This window comes from Herbaspirillum sp. CF444, assembly GCF_000282135.1.
GTDB lineage: Bacteria > Pseudomonadota > Gammaproteobacteria > Burkholderiales > Burkholderiaceae_D > Herbaspirillum.
This window is the reverse complement of the sequence record NZ_AKJW01000017.1, coordinates 14,184-30,246: the sequence shown is the minus strand read 5'-3', so window position 1 is coordinate 30,246 and position 16,063 is coordinate 14,184. Positions and strand designations below refer to the sequence as shown.

General features: G+C 56.8%; 18 protein-coding genes. 6 read left to right on the top strand and 12 right to left on the bottom strand.

The window, feature by feature from the left end:
• Window positions 1–168: 168 nt before the first annotated feature.
• The 3 genes from PMI16_RS03500 to flhD all read right to left on the bottom strand — a co-directional run bounded on the left by PMI16_RS03500 (window position 169) and on the right by flhD (window position 2,036).
• Complete coding sequence (locus tag PMI16_RS03500; RefSeq protein WP_007876451.1) at window positions 169–945, bottom strand: class I SAM-dependent methyltransferase; 777 nt, start codon at window positions 943–945, stop codon at window positions 169–171.
• Between the two features lie 61 nt (window positions 946–1,006).
• Complete coding sequence (flhC, locus tag PMI16_RS03495; RefSeq protein ID WP_007876450.1) at window positions 1,007–1,591, bottom strand: flagellar transcriptional regulator FlhC; 585 nt, start codon at window positions 1,589–1,591, stop codon at window positions 1,007–1,009.
• A gap of 127 nt (window positions 1,592–1,718) precedes the next feature.
• Window positions 1,719–2,036, bottom strand: a complete 318-nt coding sequence (gene flhD, locus PMI16_RS03490; protein ID WP_007876449.1) for a flagellar transcriptional regulator FlhD — start codon at window positions 2,034–2,036, stop codon at window positions 1,719–1,721.
• Between flhD and PMI16_RS25690 the strand changes: the two genes are divergently transcribed.
• Complete coding sequence (locus PMI16_RS25690; protein WP_157212512.1) at window positions 2,037–2,336, top strand: hypothetical protein; 300 nt, start codon at window positions 2,037–2,039, stop codon at window positions 2,334–2,336. It begins immediately after the preceding gene.
• A gap of 204 nt (window positions 2,337–2,540) precedes the next feature.
• Here the strand turns inward: PMI16_RS25690 and PMI16_RS03485 are convergent, their stop codons facing one another.
• The 6 genes from PMI16_RS03485 to phaC all read right to left on the bottom strand — a co-directional run bounded on the left by PMI16_RS03485 (window position 2,541) and on the right by phaC (window position 9,062).
• Window positions 2,541–3,713: a cystathionine beta-lyase gene (locus tag PMI16_RS03485; protein ID WP_007876447.1), complete on the bottom strand. Its 1,173-nt coding sequence runs from the start codon at window positions 3,711–3,713 to the stop codon at window positions 2,541–2,543.
• Window positions 3,714–3,778: 65 nt separating this feature from the next.
• On the bottom strand, window positions 3,779–4,195 hold the full coding sequence (locus PMI16_RS03480; protein ID WP_157212511.1) for a hypothetical protein: 417 nt from the start codon (window positions 4,193–4,195) through the stop codon (window positions 3,779–3,781).
• Window positions 4,196–4,203: 8 nt separating this feature from the next.
• A complete protein-coding gene (rimO, locus tag PMI16_RS03475; protein WP_007876445.1) occupies window positions 4,204–5,580 on the bottom strand; it encodes a 30S ribosomal protein S12 methylthiotransferase RimO in 1,377 nt (458 codons plus the stop codon).
• A 98-nt stretch (window positions 5,581–5,678) separates the two neighbouring features.
• Window positions 5,679–6,236, bottom strand: a complete 558-nt coding sequence (gene phaR, locus PMI16_RS03470; RefSeq protein WP_007876444.1) for a polyhydroxyalkanoate synthesis repressor PhaR — start codon at window positions 6,234–6,236, stop codon at window positions 5,679–5,681.
• A gap of 186 nt (window positions 6,237–6,422) precedes the next feature.
• On the bottom strand, window positions 6,423–7,163 hold the full coding sequence (locus tag PMI16_RS03465; protein ID WP_007876442.1) for a 3-ketoacyl-ACP reductase: 741 nt from the start codon (window positions 7,161–7,163) through the stop codon (window positions 6,423–6,425).
• 153 nt (window positions 7,164–7,316) lie between these two features.
• Complete coding sequence (phaC, locus tag PMI16_RS03460; RefSeq protein ID WP_007876440.1) at window positions 7,317–9,062, bottom strand: class I poly(R)-hydroxyalkanoic acid synthase; 1,746 nt, start codon at window positions 9,060–9,062, stop codon at window positions 7,317–7,319.
• A gap of 66 nt (window positions 9,063–9,128) precedes the next feature.
• On the opposite strand from phaC, the gene PMI16_RS03455 reads away from it, so the two are divergent.
• Entirely contained in the window at window positions 9,129–9,374 is a 246-nt protein-coding gene (locus PMI16_RS03455) for a hypothetical protein (RefSeq protein ID WP_007876438.1), read from the top strand.
• 178 nt (window positions 9,375–9,552) lie between these two features.
• On the opposite strand, the gene PMI16_RS03450 is transcribed toward PMI16_RS03455, so the two are convergent.
• Entirely contained in the window at window positions 9,553–10,320 is a 768-nt protein-coding gene (locus PMI16_RS03450) for a sulfite exporter TauE/SafE family protein (protein ID WP_007876436.1), read from the bottom strand.
• Window positions 10,321–10,450: 130 nt separating this feature from the next.
• Here PMI16_RS03450 and PMI16_RS03445 point away from each other — a divergent pair, with 130 nt between their 5' ends.
• Window positions 10,451–11,344, top strand: a complete 894-nt coding sequence (locus PMI16_RS03445; RefSeq protein ID WP_007876434.1) for a LysR substrate-binding domain-containing protein — start codon at window positions 10,451–10,453, stop codon at window positions 11,342–11,344.
• A 10-nt stretch (window positions 11,345–11,354) separates the two neighbouring features.
• Here the strand turns inward: PMI16_RS03445 and pgeF are convergent, their stop codons facing one another.
• A complete protein-coding gene (pgeF, locus tag PMI16_RS03440; RefSeq protein ID WP_007876432.1) occupies window positions 11,355–12,104 on the bottom strand; it encodes a peptidoglycan editing factor PgeF in 750 nt (249 codons plus the stop codon).
• A gap of 4 nt (window positions 12,105–12,108) precedes the next feature.
• The gene (locus PMI16_RS03435; RefSeq protein WP_007876430.1) at window positions 12,109–13,167 is read right to left on the bottom strand and encodes an RluA family pseudouridine synthase; all 1,059 of its coding nucleotides are present in this window, start codon (window positions 13,165–13,167) and stop codon (window positions 12,109–12,111) included.
• Window positions 13,168–13,230: 63 nt separating this feature from the next.
• Between PMI16_RS03435 and PMI16_RS03430 the strand changes: the two genes are divergently transcribed.
• From PMI16_RS03430 to PMI16_RS03425, 3 genes are all read left to right on the top strand, one after another.
• A complete protein-coding gene (locus PMI16_RS03430) occupies window positions 13,231–14,034 on the top strand; it encodes an outer membrane protein assembly factor BamD (RefSeq protein ID WP_007876429.1) in 804 nt (267 codons plus the stop codon).
• A 45-nt stretch (window positions 14,035–14,079) separates the two neighbouring features.
• Window positions 14,080–14,238 carry a hypothetical protein gene (locus PMI16_RS25685; protein ID WP_157212510.1) on the top strand — a complete coding sequence of 53 codons (159 nt, stop codon included), beginning with the start codon at window positions 14,080–14,082 and terminating at the stop codon, window positions 14,236–14,238.
• 159 nt (window positions 14,239–14,397) lie between these two features.
• The gene (locus PMI16_RS03425; protein ID WP_007876427.1) at window positions 14,398–16,053 is read left to right on the top strand and encodes a methyl-accepting chemotaxis protein; all 1,656 of its coding nucleotides are present in this window, start codon (window positions 14,398–14,400) and stop codon (window positions 16,051–16,053) included.
• The last annotated feature ends 10 nt before the right edge of the window (window positions 16,054–16,063 follow it).

The window sequence follows — 16,063 nt, the reverse complement described above, 5'->3', positions numbered from 1 at the left end:
CTCCCGTCCCAGTGGCGTTCAGTGTTTTTTACCTGCTATCAGGTTACATGCAATCTTCTCAAGCAAATGATGGAATACATGACCGAAAGAGGGCTTTCATTTTCAATTACGACACCAAAGATAAAAACTTGATAACGTGAGAAGAATGTAACACAGCTCTTTTTTGTTTCACATACGCCAGCCGTATAAAACAGGGCCGCCTTCTTTCGGCTGCACGGCGATGTCCGGCTGAACGCCTTCGATGATGAACTCGTAACTCAGCAACACCGTTCCGGAACGCATTTCCGCCCGCGCTTTGCTCCATAAGGCCGTCATGGCCGCTGGCGACAGGTACGCAAAAATTACGTCATAACCGGCAAAATCGAGCAAGGTATAGTCACCACGAATGAAACCGCCACGACTCCCTGTCAGCAACGCCCGCACATGACTCACCAACCAAGGCAATGGCGCCAGCTCGATACCGACGAACCTGCTGTCTTGCCTGACGCGCGACAAATAAAGAACGGCTCCGCCCAGGCCACTGCCGATGTCGATGACCTTGAGCGGCCTGTCGGCCGGCAGCAGCCCTGCCACAGCATCCCAGACAGGGCGCCCGGACGGATAGAACGGCACCTGGCTACGGAACGTCGACCAGAACAACAACAGCAAAAACAGGAAGATGATCAGAAAGAGCACCGGCGGCAATTGCAGCGAATTGACCAGAACGGCAGCGGGAGGAAAAAAGAAAAGGATCGGCATCCACCAGGATGCCATGCGGCGAAGGTACGCGATCCCTGCGGCCAATCCGCCATGCAGAACCGCAAAAGGAACGGGAGATACGTCAATCCCGAAGACATGCTCGCAAGCCTGTCGGACAAGCAGCGCCAGAAGCAAGGCTACGCATAAGACGATTAAAGCTTGTACAGCGGGTGCCTGCAGCAGGGATCTGCGCTGCCCCGACTCCATATCGGCCTCCAAACCCTCATTAAAGCCGACTATTTTACGACGATAAAACCGGAATTCGAACTCAGGCGAGCGCGGCGACCATCGGCAATGCTTCGACCATCATCGGTGCAGCAATCGCATCCTTGGCCTTTTTGGTCTTGCCGGCGCGCGATGGCATATGGCATAGCCCGCAGAGATAATCCTGATGCAAATCCAGACGATGCACGACGAAATGACCACCGCACTTGCTGCAAGGCGTAGTCGTCAACATCTTGCTTTCAAAGAACCTCACCAGCGTCCAGGCGCGCGTCAACGACAAGACGGATTCATCGCCCTCGGCAACCTGCCCGGCTTGCTCCAGATAGAGCTTGTAGGCCTTCATGACTGCTTCGATACCGGAAATTTTGGCGTACCCGACGAGGTACTTATGGATGTTGATGAACAGCGAGGAGTGGATATTCGGCTGCCACGTGATGAACCAGTCTGTTGAAAAAGGCAACATGCCCTTCGGCGGCGATACTCCCTTTAGCTCCTTGTAGAGCTTGAGAAGACGCTCACGCGACAAGGAGGTTTCAGACTCCAGCAATTGAAGACGCGCTCCGAGATTAATCAGCTCGATTGCCAATTGAATCTCTTGCGCCTCTGTTATCACGCTCTTCTTAGCCATGAATACCCCCGATATTTTTTCATTACAACCTGATCAACCTACCAATTCGACTTTGAACAATCAACGCCGAGTCATTCTCCCGGGTTGACCATGCAACCCCAACATACCACGAAGAATGGAAATAGCGTCAGGAAATTTGTTCGACTGGCTGACAAGCCATGAGAATGGCTGCGTGAGACTGAGCCAACCCCTTATCTTTGTTGTAATTGGTCAGCATACCGAGGATAGCGCCATCGTCGAAACGAAAACGCGTCAACATCATGTTGGTGCCGGCAAGCTTGAGGATTTGCGCATTGCTCAAACCTTGAATCATGTCGGCAATTTCGTCGCTGATACCAAGACGAAATATGGCTGTAGCTTTGTCAGAACGGATCATTTGCTGAGCCAACATCAAATAACTCAGATTTGCATCTCGAATTTCAGCCATCATGTCATTGGTATTCATTTGCACCCCCGCTCAAAATCAATTTACAACCGGTTACTTTTTCTTACCGGTAAGGCTGATTCTGAGGGGGCGAGGAAAGGCGGGAAATTAGTGATTGTCGGTATTTTTCGTCAGCAAGCGCCTGGGCAAAAAGTAAGATTTTGTCCTACAAAAACACCGCAAAAATTTTCAAAAAATCAAGAATTTTTTCCAAGGTTGGCACTGGCATTGCGTTTTGAGGCGATTCGTACTGTATTGACTCAAAAAATTTCCGCAAAGAAATTAGAACAAAAATTAAATTTATATCAATATTTTTCGTAATTATAAATCGGCGCGTTTTCCTACTTTGTTGTCCGTAAGCGACTACACGTCTCGTGAATATCACATCTTGTAACCGTTCCGTAACAATAAATCGCGAAACAACACTCGAAATTTTACAATTTATTACGCTTTCTTTGACCTTGAGCTGTTTGCGTAAAGCATTCTACCCGTCGGATTCCCCTCGCAAACAGGAAAACTGCCAAATCATTCAGCCATTTGCTTCAGACTTTGGGCAATATCGGCAATCAGGTCTTCTACTGCTTCCAGACCGATATTGAAGCGAACCAGGCCACCCTGCTCAGTCCACGTTTTTCGCATGGTCTGCATACGGTAGGGTACGCACAAACTGTGCGCACCGCCCCAGCTAAAACCGATCTTGAACAGGCCCAGACCGTCGACGAAGCGATCAATCTGCTCTTCGCTGAACCGTGGATCGAAAGTCACGGAAAACAAACCGCCGGCGCCCGAGAAATCGCGCAGCCAGATATCGTGCCCCGGGCAATCCGGCAAAGCCGGGTGCAGCACCTTGCTGATTTCCGGACGCTGCTTCAGCCACGAAGCAACCCGGCGTGCCGCCGCATCATGCGCATCGAAGCGCAGGCGCATCGACGGCAAACTGCGCAACACCATATATACATCGTCCATGCCGACGCCAAAACCAAGCCGCATGTGCGCCAGTTCGATCTTGTGGTTAATGTCGTCGTCACGCGTAATGACGGCCCCCATCAGCACATCCGAACCGCCCGACTGGTACTTGGTCAGTGCCTGCATGACGATATCTACGCCATGTTCGAAGGCCGGAAAAGCCAAACCGGCCGACCAGGTGTTATCCAGAGCGACCGGCACGCCCTTCTCATGTGCGGCCTTGCAGATCGCCGGTACGTCTGAAACTTCCATGGACACCGATCCCGGCGCTTCCGTCCAGATCAGCCGGGTATTCTCCTGGATCAGATCGGCAATTCCGGCGCCGATCAACGGATCGTAAAAACGCGCCGTTATGCCGAAGTCGCGCTCCAGCCACATGGCCTGATCCTTGTTGGGACCATAGACGTTGTCCGGCAACAGGACATCGTCGCCCGTTTTGAGCAGGGCGAAATTAACGAGCGAGATTGCAGCAAGACCACTGGGAGCAATCCGGCAGTGGCGGCCGCCTTCAATCTCGGCCAGACGCGCCTCCAGTATGAATGTCGTTGGCGTGCCGTGCAGGCCATAGGTATAGCCGCTCTTCTCTTTCCAGTTGCGTGCGCGCATTGCTGCGACATTCGGGAAGAGTACGGTCGAGGCATGATGGATGCCGACCGGCAGCGCGCCAAAATTGTCGGGAGGGACGTAAGCGCTATGCACCAGCGCTGTCTGCGGAGAGAGTTTTTCTGCCACGAATTACCTCAGTTGCCTCGGAGTGTTTTTTGTTTCTTTGGAATCGGACGACTATCGTACAAGACTTATTGCACGCCGGCTTTCAGGGAAAACGGCTTGGTGACGGAGCCATCCAGCGTCGACCAGGTTCCGCTCAGAACGCCATTCTTGAAGCTGCCTTCCCATTGGCCGGAAACGTCTTTGCCGTTATGGGATTCTTCCATCACCAAATCATTCTGGTCGACTTCGCCCGCCAGCAGGATCTGCGATCCTTGCCCGAAAACGAAGTACTGGCCCTCCAGGCCATCCTCGTCCACCTTGGGGCGCAGGCTCAGCTGAATCTTGTCGCCACCCAAAGTGCCGCGCAGCACGAGCGGCTTGCGGACGATGTCTTGCAAGCTTCCGGGAACTACCATCGTGGCAGCAGTTGCGTCGCCAGGCTGTTGGGCCTCGACCTGCGCGGTGAAGATCAGCAAAAACAGCGGCAGCAATAACTTCAGCACGCCACTCCTCATTGCGCAGCCGCCCACAAATCGTGCGCATCGGCGGCCGTCACCACGACATCGACAAACTCGCCGACGACCAGCTTCTTGTGTGGTTCGAAAGGCGGTTTGACGTAGACGACGCCGTCGATTTCCGGCGCATCGGCGAAGGACCGGCCAACACCGCCATTGCGATCGACTTCATCGAGCAGCACACGCAAGGTCTTGCCGACCTTGGCCTGCAGGCGCTTCTTGGAAATCTCTTCCTGTAGCTGCATGACGCGCGCGCGGCGCTCTTCACGCACTTCTTCCGGCACCGGATTGTCGAGCAGATTGGCCGTCGCGCCTTCCACCGGAGAATAGGCGAAGCAGCCCAGGCGATCGATTTCAGCCTCCTTCAGAAAGTCGAGCAGATACTCGAATTCGGCTTCGGTCTCGCCCGGGAAACCGGCGATGAAGGTGGAGCGTATCGTCAGATCCGGACACATCTTGCGCCATGCCTGGATGCGCTCGATATTCTTTTCGCCACTGGCCGGACGCTTCATGCGTTTGAGCACATCGGGATGCGCGTGCTGCAAAGGCACGTCCAGATACGGCAGCACGTGGCCTTGCGCCATGAACGGGATGATCTGGTCCACGTGCGGATACGGATAGACGTAGTGCAGACGGACCCAGGCGCCATACTGGCGAGCCAGTTCGCCGAGCGCCTCGACCAGTTGCGTCATGTGCGTCTTGACCGGCTTGCCGTTCCAGAAACCCATGCGGAACTTCACGTCCACGCCGTAAGCGCTGGTGTCCTGCGAAATGACCAGCAATTCCTTGACGCCGGCCTTGAACAGGTTTTCGGCTTCCAGCATGACGTCGGCAATCGGGCGCGACACCAGATCGCCGCGCATGGACGGGATGATGCAGAAGCTGCAGCGATGATTGCAGCCTTCGGAAATCTTCAAATACGCGAAATGCTTGGGCGTCAGCTTGACGCCCTGGGCCGGGACCAGATCGATGAACGGCGCATGCGGCTTGGGCAGATGCTTGTGCACCGCCTGCATGACTTCACCGACAGCGTGCGGACCGGTGACTTCCAGCACTTTGGGATGAATCTTCTGGATCAGATCGTCGCCATCGCCGTCTTTCTTGGCGCCCAGGCAACCGGTCACGATGACTCTCCCGTTTTCGCTCAATGCTTCGCCGATGGCGTCGAGCGACTCCTGCACCGCAGCATCGATAAAGCCGCAGGTATTGACGATGACCAGATCCGCGCCGTCATAGGACTTGGCGGTATCGTAGCCTTCGGCGCGCAATTGCGTCAGGATTTGTTCGGAGTCCACCAGGGCTTTGGGACAGCCGAGCGAAACGAAGCCGACCTTGGGGACAACCGGGGGTACGACAGGAGAAACATTGGACATGATAGACGGGCGTAAAAGCGAGATTCAGACGAAGCCGCTATTGTACCCTTGGATGGGCAGGCAGGCCGCAAAACGGCCCGTCCGCCTTGACAGGATGTCTACTTTTTACCCGGATCGGTGGGGACGAATGGGAATGTGCCGAACATATTCTTGGTCTGGCTTTGCATTTGCTCCTGCATCTGGATGAACAGACTCTTGCTCTGTTCGATGTAGTTGCTCATCATGCCTTGCATCATCGGGCCCTGGACGTTCATGAACTGGGTCCACATTTCAGGACTGAAAGGCTTGCCTTCATAGAAACCTTTGGAGTTTTCCGCCAGCTTGTTTTGAATATCGATAAAAGCCTGGATGTTTTTCTCCAGATACGATCCCATCATGCCCTGCATGGCGTGACCGTAGTAACGAATAATCTGCGACAACGCGGCGCTGGAGAACATGGGCGCGCCATGCGACTCCTCTTCCAGGATGATCTGCAGCAAAATGCTGCGAGTCAGATCATCGCCGTTCTTGGCGTCGACGACAGCAAATTCCTCGTTGTCGAGGACCAGTTGCTTCACGTCGGTCAAGGTAATGTAAGAACTTGTTTGAGTATCGTACAGGCGGCGATTAGGATATTTTTTAATTAAACGCTCTGCAGAGTTTTTTGCACTTGTCATCTGAAATTCCAGTCTGTTTTCAGCTATTAAGCAGGCTCGTATTATTGTGTTGATGTCGGCCCGCTGGCGTATCGCATTATAGGCGGGAAACTGCGAAAACATACAAGTACGCAGTTTCCCCCATCACTTGCCCAAACCAGGACGGCAAATCCGAGAATCCGCCGCCCGGACAAGTACGGACAACACTTAGCCCATGTGCAAACCACCGTTCAGCGAAAAATCGGAACCGGTGGCGTAACCACCTTCCTGCGATGCAATCCAGGCAACAATCGAAGCGATTTCTTCCGGCTCGGCCAGACGCTTGACCGGAATGCCCGCCACGATTTTCTCCAGGACTTCAGGACGGATGGCGCGCACCATGTCGGTACCGACATAGCCTGGCGACACGGTGTTGACCGTCACGCCCTTGGTCGCGACTTCCTGCGCCAGCGCCATGGTGAAACCATGGATGCCGGCCTTGGCCGTGGAATAATTGGTCTGACCGAACTGGCCTTTCTGGCCGTTGACGGAAGAGATGTTGATGATGCGACCCCAGCCGCGGTCGACCATGCCTTCGATGACCTGTTTGGTCACGTTGAAGAGCGAGTTCAGGTTGGTGTCGATGACGGCGTCCCAGTCGGACTTGGTCATCTTGCGGAACTGGCCGTCACGTGTAATGCCGGCATTGTTGACCAGAATGTCGATCTCACCGATCTCGGCGCGGACCTTCTCAAAAGCTGCTTTGGTCGATTCCCAATCGGCGACGTTGCCTTCGGATGCGTGAATGTCAAAACCTTGTTCGCGCATGGAGGCCAGCCATTTGTCCTTGCGGGTCGAGTTGGGACCGCAACCGGCGACCACTGTATAACCGTCTTTGCAAAGACGGGCACAAATCGGGGTACCGATACCTCCCATGCCGCCTGTCACATATGCGATTCGCTTAACCATGTCCTGCCTCCTAATTTGTGTCGGGTGGATAACTACAGAGAATGACGACGACTTGCTATTTCGCTTGCTTCGCTCATGCAACCGTCTTTATGAAACCGCATCCTCGCATTGCTCAACTGCTTGCTGAACTGCTTGCTGAACTTTCTGGGTCTTTTATTCGGATCTGACTTTGACGTACCTCCCCGGAGCCGGTTCAATCACTTTGTGCTTGGCATTGCCTGCAGTTTTCGGTGCAGCAATTTGTTTTCCGGCATGCTTGGCGAGGAAGGCGGACCATTCCGTCCACCAGCTTCCGGGGTGTTCTTTGGCGCCGGCAAACCAGGCGTCAGGGTCGGCGCCGATCTTGTCGTTGGTCCAGTAGCTGCGCTTGTTCTTCGACGGCGGGTTGATCACGCCGGCGATGTGACCGGATGCGCCCAGCACGAAACGGTTGTTGGCCGGCTTCTTTGCATTCAGAATCGCCGTCGAGGCGTAAGCCGAAGCCCACGGCACGATGTGATCTTCGCGCGAAGCGTAAATGAACGACGGCACGTTGAGCTTGTAAAGGTCGATCTTTTCGCCCGCAATGGTCAGCTTGCCCGGTTCCTTGAGCGCGTTCTCCAGATACATGTGGCGCAGGTAGTAACAGAACATCGGCCCCGGCAGATTGGTGCTGTCGGCGTTCCAGTACAGCAGGTCGAAAGCTTGCGGCGCCTCGCCCTTGAGATAATTCGACTCGACATAATTCCACAGCAGGTCGTTGGGACGCAGACTGGAAAAAGCGGTCGCAAAATCGCGTCCGGACATCAGGCCGCTCTTGCCGATCATCTGCTCGCGCATCTGAATCTGGACGTCGTCGATATACACGTCGATGGCGCCGGTATCGAGGAAATTGAGGAATGCCGTCAGCAAGGTCAGGCTCGCCACCGGCTCTTCGCCGCGCGCCGCGAGCACTGCCAGCGCACAAGAGAGGATGGTGCCGCCGACGCAAAAGCCGAGGGCGTTGATCTGTTCTTGTCCGGAGATTTCCTGGACCACATGAATCGCGCGCACCACGGCATCGTCGACGTATTGATCCCAGGTGGTCGTTTCCAGCGAAGCATCCGCATTGCGCCACGACACGAGGAAAACGGTATTGCCCTGCTCCACGGCATAACGCACCAGCGAATTCTGCGGTTGCAGATCGAGGATGTAAAACTTGTTGATGCAGGGCGGCACGATCAGCAGCGGGCGCGCATGCACCGTCTTGGTCAGCGGCTTGTACTGAATGAGCTGGAACAGCGCGTTCTCGAACACCACCGAACCCTCGGTCGTCGCCACATCCTTGCCGACTTCGAAAGCGGTTTCATCGGTTTGGGATACGCGCCCCTTTTGCAGATCGGCAAACAATTGCGCAATACCGCGCGTCAGGCTTTCTCCTTTGGTGTCGATGATCTTTTGCTGCGCCTCGGGATTGGTGGCGAGGAAGTTTGCCGGCGACAGCGCATCGATCATTTGCTGCACCGCAAAACGCAACTTCTGTTTGACCTTGTCCGTCGATTGCACGGCATCGACCAGCGACGTCAGGAAGCGCGCATTGAGCTGGTAAGCCGCGGCCTGGAATGCGTAGAACGGATTGGATTGCCAGGCCGGCGCCGACATGCGCCGGTCGGAAACCGAAGGTACTTTGGAGCTCATGACGGTCTGCCACAAACCCGCAAACTGATCGGCATAATCCTGCTGCAAGCGAAGCACATCGGCGGGGTCGAGCGTGGCGCCGAGATCATTCAGCTTCGCCTGTATCGATTGCACATCGAGCTGCCCGGCCGGCATTGCCGGCATCGGCCACGATTGCCACACCTTGGGATCAGACAACTGGTTTAACCATGCTGAAAAGACGGGAGGGACATTCTGCGCATTCTGCGCGTTATGCTTATTCATGCTCGCTTCTACAATTTTCGCGTATTGTTACGGTTTGTCGCTCAGCCTGAAAAGCCGGAAACCACAATGTACATCGTCGCAATCGCTTGGTTATATGTCGTCTTCATGATGTCGATTACCGAACAGTCCGCCATTGCTGGAATCGTGACGTTTTTCCTGTACGGCGTATTTCCTTTGACAATTGTTTTATACCTGATGGGTACACCGCAACGCAAGCGGAATCGTCAAATGAAGGAAAAATTGAAAGCCGCGCAAGACGCAGGACCGGGGCCGGTCGGCGACGCAAGCGCCGGGAATAAAAGCGAGTCCTGAATCGCAAACAAGGAGCGACCGGATCGCATCGCAACCGCGTTCGCCGCGTCAGATCCGGCGCCGTCAATGGATTGCGAGAATTACATGGCGGCGAGAAACCGCCAATAGAAGAGTTTCGAAATTTCTGCCTGATCAATCTCGAATTGCAGTTCGCCATGTTGCGGCAACTGCCTCACGCTCAACGCCAGAAATGAAAAGCCAGATGCAAACCCAGCATCAGCAAACCGATGAAAAAACAGCGGCGAAACAGCACGGCTGAAATTTTCGACCTCAGCCACTGACCGATAAACATGCCGCCCAATGCCGGCGCCAACGCCATCAGCGATACCGCCGCGCCCGTCATCTGCAACGCCCCGCCCTGCGCCAGACCGGCCGCCATGGCGATGGTCGATACGGTGAACGACAAGCCAAGCGCCTGGATCAGCTCATCCTTTTCCAGATTAAGCGCCTGCAGATAGGGCACCGCCGGGATGACGAAGACCGCCGTCGCCGCGGTCACCAGGCCGGTCGCCAGACCGATGACGGGAGACAGCCATTTTTCCGTCCCTGCCGATACCGAGAATTTGACTGCCGCCAACCCCAATACCGCGTACACGATCAGAGCTGCCCCCAAGGCCGCCGTCGCCTGCCCGCTGTCGTCGCCGCTAATCCAGCGCGCGCCCAACAAGGTCCCGACAACGATGCCGATCAGCATCAGCCACAGCCGGCGCAACAACCAGACGAAACGCCCTCCCGCCAGCAACTGCCAGACGTTCGTGACAAGCGACGGCACGATCAGCAATGCCGCCGCCTGCAACGGCGGCATGAACAATCCCAGCAAACCGACCGCGACCGTCGGCAAGCCGAGGCCGACCACGCCTTTGACAAAACCCGCCAGCAAGAAAATGGCCGTCACCGCCGACAACACAGCGACGTGCGCGGCATCAAAAGACAAAGTTGTGTGCATCGTTCCTCCACTCAACATGAAGCAAGTCTGCCAGCTATCGTCACGACGGAAAATCTGGAATACACTGAGCCAGCCTTCGGCCGAGCCTGAGGCTGCCGTCCATGCCCATTCACCCCCGATACCGAACACGATGAGCACCCGCCTCGACCTGAACGATCTGCGCCTCTTCCTGCACGTTGCCGAAACCGGCAGCATCACCGCCGGCGCCGAACGCTCTCATCTGGCGCTGGCGTCCGCAAGTGCACGCATCCGCAACATGGAAGACGCGCTCGGCGTTGCCGTCCTGACGCGGGAACGGCGCGGCGTGCAGTTGACCGACGCCGGCCGCGCCCTGCAGCATCACGCGCGCAGCGTGCTCCGGCAAATGGACATGATGCGCGACGAACTCAGCGAGTATGCGCACGGCCTCAAAGGCCACATCCGCCTGCTGGGCAACACCGCGGCCATCACCGAATTCCTGCCCGATGCGCTGGGCGCTTTCCTGGCGCAAAATCCTTGCATCGATATCGACCTGGAAGAACGGCTCAGCCATGAAATCGTGCAGGCGATCATCGACGGCGTCGCCGACATCGGCATCGTCGCCGATTCGGTGGATACCGGACATTTGCACACCATGCCGTTTCGCGAAGATCATCTGATGGTGGTGATGTCGCGCAGGCATGCGTTGGCGCGCCGCAAGCAACTGGCATTCGCGGAAGTCATTGAAGAGAATTTTGTCGGACTGAGCGGCGGCAGCGCTTTGCAGGAGCATCTTTCCGGGCACGCGACCCGCGCCGGAAAACGGCTGCAATACCGTGTTCGCTTGCGCAGCTTCGACGGCATCTGCCGCATGGTGGAACGCGAAGTCGGCATCGGCGTCATTCCTGCCACGGCAGCATTGCGCTGCCAGAAAACCATGGCGATCAAGTGCATCCCGCTCAGCGATGCATGGGCGAAGCGCCAACTATTGATTTGCGTCAGAAATGCGCTGGAACTGCCCGGCCACACCCGGCAATTGCTGGAGCAATTGCAGCGGCAGACGTGAACCCGGCTGGCTATCTGAGCCAAATCAGCGAAGCCATGCGTCCGGTGACTTTGTCGCGGCGATACGAATAGAAGCGCGTGTCGCCGACCGTGCAAAAGCCGCCGCCGGAAACGCGTGCCACGCCGGCCTGTCCCAGCCTCAACCGGGCAAGCTGATAGATATCGGCCAGGAATTTCCCTGCGCGGCCGGGGATCGCAACGAAGGCGCTGCGGCTGGCCACGTCGTGCGAGACAAAGGCGTCGACCACGTCCTGCCCCACTTCAAACTTTTCAGGCCCGATGGCCGGACCGAGCCAGGCAAGGATTTCGCCCGCCCCGCGTTGGCGCATGGCGTCCACGGTACGCTCCAGCACGCCTGCGGCAAGGCCGCGCCAGCCTGCGTGTGCAGCGCCGACCACCTTGCCGGCCGCATCGCAAAACAAGACCGGCAGACAATCGGCCGTCATCATGGCGCAGACGACGCCGGCTTGCGTTGACACGCAGGCGTCAGCCTCCACGGCATCCCGGACGTCGGCAGCGTCGACAACGTTGACGCCATGCACTTGCGTGAGCCAGGCCGGCTCCGCCGGCAGAATGCTGCGCAGCAAATGGCGGTTATGGGCAACGTGTTCAGGCGCATCCTGCACGTGCACGCCAAGATTCAGCCCGCCACCGCCCTGTCCGTCGCCATACGGCCCCAGACTCGCGCCACCCTGACGCAACGTGCTCAGGGCGCCGACATTGTCCGGGCGATCGTTCCAATCCGGAATCAGCAGTTCCATAAAATCACTCGTCCAGTGTCTTGAGGACGTCAATATCAATGCCCGCGCGACCGAGCAGCTCGGTGAAATCCTCCGGCAACTTGACTTCCCACTGGCAGGACTTGCCGCTGGTCGGATGCACCAAGCCGAGTCGCCACGCCTGCAGCGCCTGACGCGGGAAGAACGGCATCAGATGAGTCTTGCCGTACAGCGCATCGCCGACCAGCGCAAAACCCAGCGACTGCATGTGCACGCGGATCTGATGCGTACGCCCCGTTTCCAACTGGCAATGCATCAGACTGACCGCGCGACCGTCCAATGCGCCCACGGCAACACGCTGATAATGGGTGATGGCCGGTTTGGCGCTCATGCTCTCCGAAACGGCCATCTTGATGCGGTCGCGCGGATGGCGGGCCATGGCGCCGTCGATGGTGCCGGACAGTTGCGGCGTGCCCCAGACCAGCGCCAGATAGCGGCGTTTGACCGTGCGCGCCTGCAACTGACGCACCAGATCGGTCTGCGCCGCCAGCGTCTTGGCAACCACCATCAAGCCACTGGTGTCCTTGTCCAGCCGGTGTACGATGCCGGCTCTGGGCACCCCGCCCAATGCCGGGAAATGATGTAATAAACCGTTAAGAAGCGTGCCCGACCAATTGCCTGCGGCGGGATGCACTACCAGTCCGGCGGGCTTGTTGACCACCAGAATCGCCTTGTCTTCATGCACGATGTCCAGCGCCATCGGCTCCGGCTGGAAGGCGGTATCTTCCGGCGCAGCCTGGGGTGTAATGATCACCACTTCATCGCCCAGCACCGTCATTTTGGTGCGGGCGGGATTGCCGTCAACGGTCACAAAACCGGCTTCAATCCATTGCTGGATGCGGCTGCGCGAGTATTGCGGCACCAGCGTGGACACGACTTTGTCGAGTCTGCTGCCGCAGTCGTCGTCGGTCAGCCTGAGGGTAATCGGTTCGTTGCCTTCTGCAACCTCGTCGACGATTTCGTCGAGCGCGTCATCTCCCGCGTCTGTTTCGATAGGTTCGGCTGCAAAAGCTTTTGCAACCTTAGGGGGAGTGGTACGTGACATCAGCTATAATCAGTGGATTGAAATTTCTTGTTTCTTTGCACCCGCTCAAACTGCTCATACGTCATGCAAAAAATCTTATTGAAGTTGCTTACCGTCGCATTCATCCTGTCTTTGTCCGCATGTGGCCTGCTGCCTGAACAAAAAGACGAGACGATCGGTTGGTCCGCGTCCAAATTATACTCGGAAGCCAAGGATGAACTGACCGCCGGCGGTTACGAGAAGGCAATCAAGTACTTCGAGAAACTCGAATCGCGCTATCCCTTCGGCACGTATGCGCAGCAGGCACAGATGGATATCGCCTACGCCTACTACCGCCTGAACGACCAGCCGCAGGGCCTGGCAGCAGTTGACCGCTTCATCAAGCTGCACCCGAACCACCCCAACGTCGACTACATGTATTACCTGCGCGGCTTGATCAACTTCAACGACCGCACCAGCATTTTCGACACCTTCACCGATCAGGACAACACCGAACGCGACCCCAAGGCCGTGCGCGATGCGTTTGACTCGTTCAAGCTGCTGGCGGAACGTTTCCCTGACAGCACCTATACCCCTGACGCCATGGCCCGCATGAAGTATCTGGTCAATGCGATGGCGCAATACGACGTCCACGTCGCCAAGTACTACTATCGCCGCGGCGCCTATGTGTCGGCCGTCAATCGTTCCCAGGCCGCGATCAAGGATTACCCTGACGCACCGGCAATCGAAGAAGCGCTGTTCATCATGATGCGTTCCTACGAAGCACTGGGGCAGAAGCAATTGCGCGACGACACCGAGCGCGTGATCCAGGCCACCTACCCTAACAGCCCGTACTACACCGGCGGTCCGAAAGATGTCAAAGCCAAACCATGGTGGAAGATCTGGTAAATCACCACCGGCCACAAGCACACTCAAAAACCTTGGATGCCGATCATGTCGATCAGTTATCCTTTTGAAGCCCTGCACTGCAGGGCTTTTTTCATGCCCCTCGCGCGGCGCGGCATTGCCGGCACGGATCGCAACGCATTGTGTCGGCTTGCCGTAATCATCATTATTTCAGTAAACAATGTTGTTATTTTGAAAATTGGCTAGTTGAAGGCCAGACATCGCCATAGAATAAACAATCAATACCGAATGCTTGGCTACACGCACCAAGACCAGGCGTCACCCGATTCTCTCTCACTGATCTCCTGAAAAATTGCATCACGCTGCGCGCGTGGTGCGCATGGCTACGCCCAACAGGAGAGTGAGATGAGATGGTTTTACGATTTACAGATTTCCCAAAAATTGCTGGCGTCCTTCGTGCTGGTCCTCGGGCTCACTACCGCGCTGGGCGCCTTTTCCGTCCATCAGTTGGCGAAGCTCAATAGCGCTTCCGCAGAAATCGCGACCAATTGGCTTCCCAGCATCAAGGTCGCACAGGAACTCCAGACCGCACTGTCGCGCATACGCGCCATCCAGCTCCAGCACATCCTTGCGACCAGCGAAAGCGGCGCTCTCCAGAATGAGCAGGAACTCAACGTACAGAACAAATCCTTCCAGCAAAAACTGCTTGATTTTGCTCCTCTGGCGGGCACCAGCGAAGAAAAGGAGGCTGCGGCAAAACTGACGCAAGAGTTCGATGCGCTCCTTCCGATACAAAAGAAGATGCTTGCCATTTCCCGCACCGGCAAAATCGCGGATGCCTACGCGGTCCAGATGAATGAATTCAATCCCTTGTATTTCCGCATGCTGGCCGACGCGGATCGGCTGGTTGCCATCAATCAGCATGGCAGCATTGTCGCCGATGCACGCGCACGCGATATCTTCAGTTCTTCCCGCACCATGATCGTCGGCTTGCTGGCCAGTTGCATCGTGCTCGGACTCCTGCTGGCGATCTGGGTGTCGCGCCTGGTGGTGCGGCCATTGCGACAAGCCGTCCTCGTTGCGCAACACGTCGCCGGAGGCGACCTGACAGTGGATATGCATTCCGTCAGCAAAGACGAAACCGGCCAGTTGATGGTTTCGCTCAAGACCATGAACGACAGCCTGCTCAAGATCGTCAGCCAGGTGCGCCACGGCACCGACACCATCGCCACGGCATCGCGCCAGATCGCCACCGGCAATGTCGATCTCTCGACGCGCACGGACGAGCAAGTGTCATCGCTGCAAGCCACGGCCGCCTCCATCAAAGACCTGACCGACACCGTCAGGCAAAATGCCGACAATGCCCACCAGGCGAATCAACTGGCAGCCTCCGCCTCCAATGTCGCAGCCAAGGGCGGCAGCGTGGTCGAGCAAGTCGTCGACACCATGGAATCCATCAACGCCTCGTCCAAGAAGATCGCCGACATCATCAGCGTCATCGACGGAATTGCCTTTCAAACCAATATCCTGGCGCTCAATGCGGCGGTGGAAGCCGCACGGGCCGGTGAGCAAGGCCGCGGCTTTGCGGTGGTCGCGACGGAAGTGCGCAACCTGGCGCAGCGTTCGGCCAGCGCCGCCAAAGACATCAAATCGCTGATCAATGACTCGGTGACCAAAGTCGACGCAGGCAGCAGGTTGGTGGCGCAAGCCGGATCGACCATGCAAGATATCGTCCACAGCGTCAAACGCGTGACCGACATCGTCAGCGACATCGCCAATGCCAGCAAAGCGCAAAGCGATCGCATTGCGCAAGTCAATCAAAGCATAGGACAGATGGATGAAGCCACGCAGCAAAATGCCGCGCTGGTGGAAGAGGCTGCCGCCGCGGCACAATCGCTGCAAGACCAGGCAGCGACACTGGCGCAAGTAGTGGGCGTATTCAAGCTCGACAATCTGTCGGTCGAGGTTAAAACCACCGCAGCGAGAGAACTTGCCGCGGACCATCCGTCGCGGCGACTGCAGATTCCGGCCGGCGATCCGAATCATTGGGATCAATTCTGATCATGGCAAA

Coding starts and splice junctions, on each gene's coding strand:
- PMI16_RS03500 (WP_007876451.1), bottom strand. CDS start 945: ATGGAGTCGGGGCAGCGCAGATCCCTGCTGCAGGCACCCGCTGTACAA.
- flhC (WP_007876450.1), bottom strand. CDS start 1,591: ATGGCTAAGAAGAGCGTGATAACAGAGGCGCAAGAGATTCAATTGGCA.
- flhD (WP_007876449.1), bottom strand. CDS start 2,036: ATGAATACCAATGACATGATGGCTGAAATTCGAGATGCAAATCTGAGT.
- rimO (WP_007876445.1), bottom strand. CDS start 5,580: ATGTCCAATGTTTCTCCTGTCGTACCCCCGGTTGTCCCCAAGGTCGGC.
- phaR (WP_007876444.1), bottom strand. CDS start 6,236: ATGACAAGTGCAAAAAACTCTGCAGAGCGTTTAATTAAAAAATATCCT.
- PMI16_RS03465 (WP_007876442.1), bottom strand. CDS start 7,163: ATGGTTAAGCGAATCGCATATGTGACAGGCGGCATGGGAGGTATCGGT.
- phaC (WP_007876440.1), bottom strand. CDS start 9,062: ATGAATAAGCATAACGCGCAGAATGCGCAGAATGTCCCTCCCGTCTTT.
- PMI16_RS03455 (WP_007876438.1), top strand. CDS start 9,129: ATGTACATCGTCGCAATCGCTTGGTTATATGTCGTCTTCATGATGTCG.
- PMI16_RS03450 (WP_007876436.1), bottom strand. CDS start 10,320: ATGCACACAACTTTGTCTTTTGATGCCGCGCACGTCGCTGTGTTGTCG.
- PMI16_RS03445 (WP_007876434.1), top strand. CDS start 10,451: ATGAGCACCCGCCTCGACCTGAACGATCTGCGCCTCTTCCTGCACGTT.
- pgeF (WP_007876432.1), bottom strand. CDS start 12,104: ATGGAACTGCTGATTCCGGATTGGAACGATCGCCCGGACAATGTCGGC.
- PMI16_RS03435 (WP_007876430.1), bottom strand. CDS start 13,167: ATGTCACGTACCACTCCCCCTAAGGTTGCAAAAGCTTTTGCAGCCGAA.
- PMI16_RS03430 (WP_007876429.1), top strand. CDS start 13,231: ATGCAAAAAATCTTATTGAAGTTGCTTACCGTCGCATTCATCCTGTCT.
- PMI16_RS25685 (WP_157212510.1), top strand. CDS start 14,080: ATGTCGATCAGTTATCCTTTTGAAGCCCTGCACTGCAGGGCTTTTTTC.
- PMI16_RS03425 (WP_007876427.1), top strand. CDS start 14,398: ATGAGATGGTTTTACGATTTACAGATTTCCCAAAAATTGCTGGCGTCC.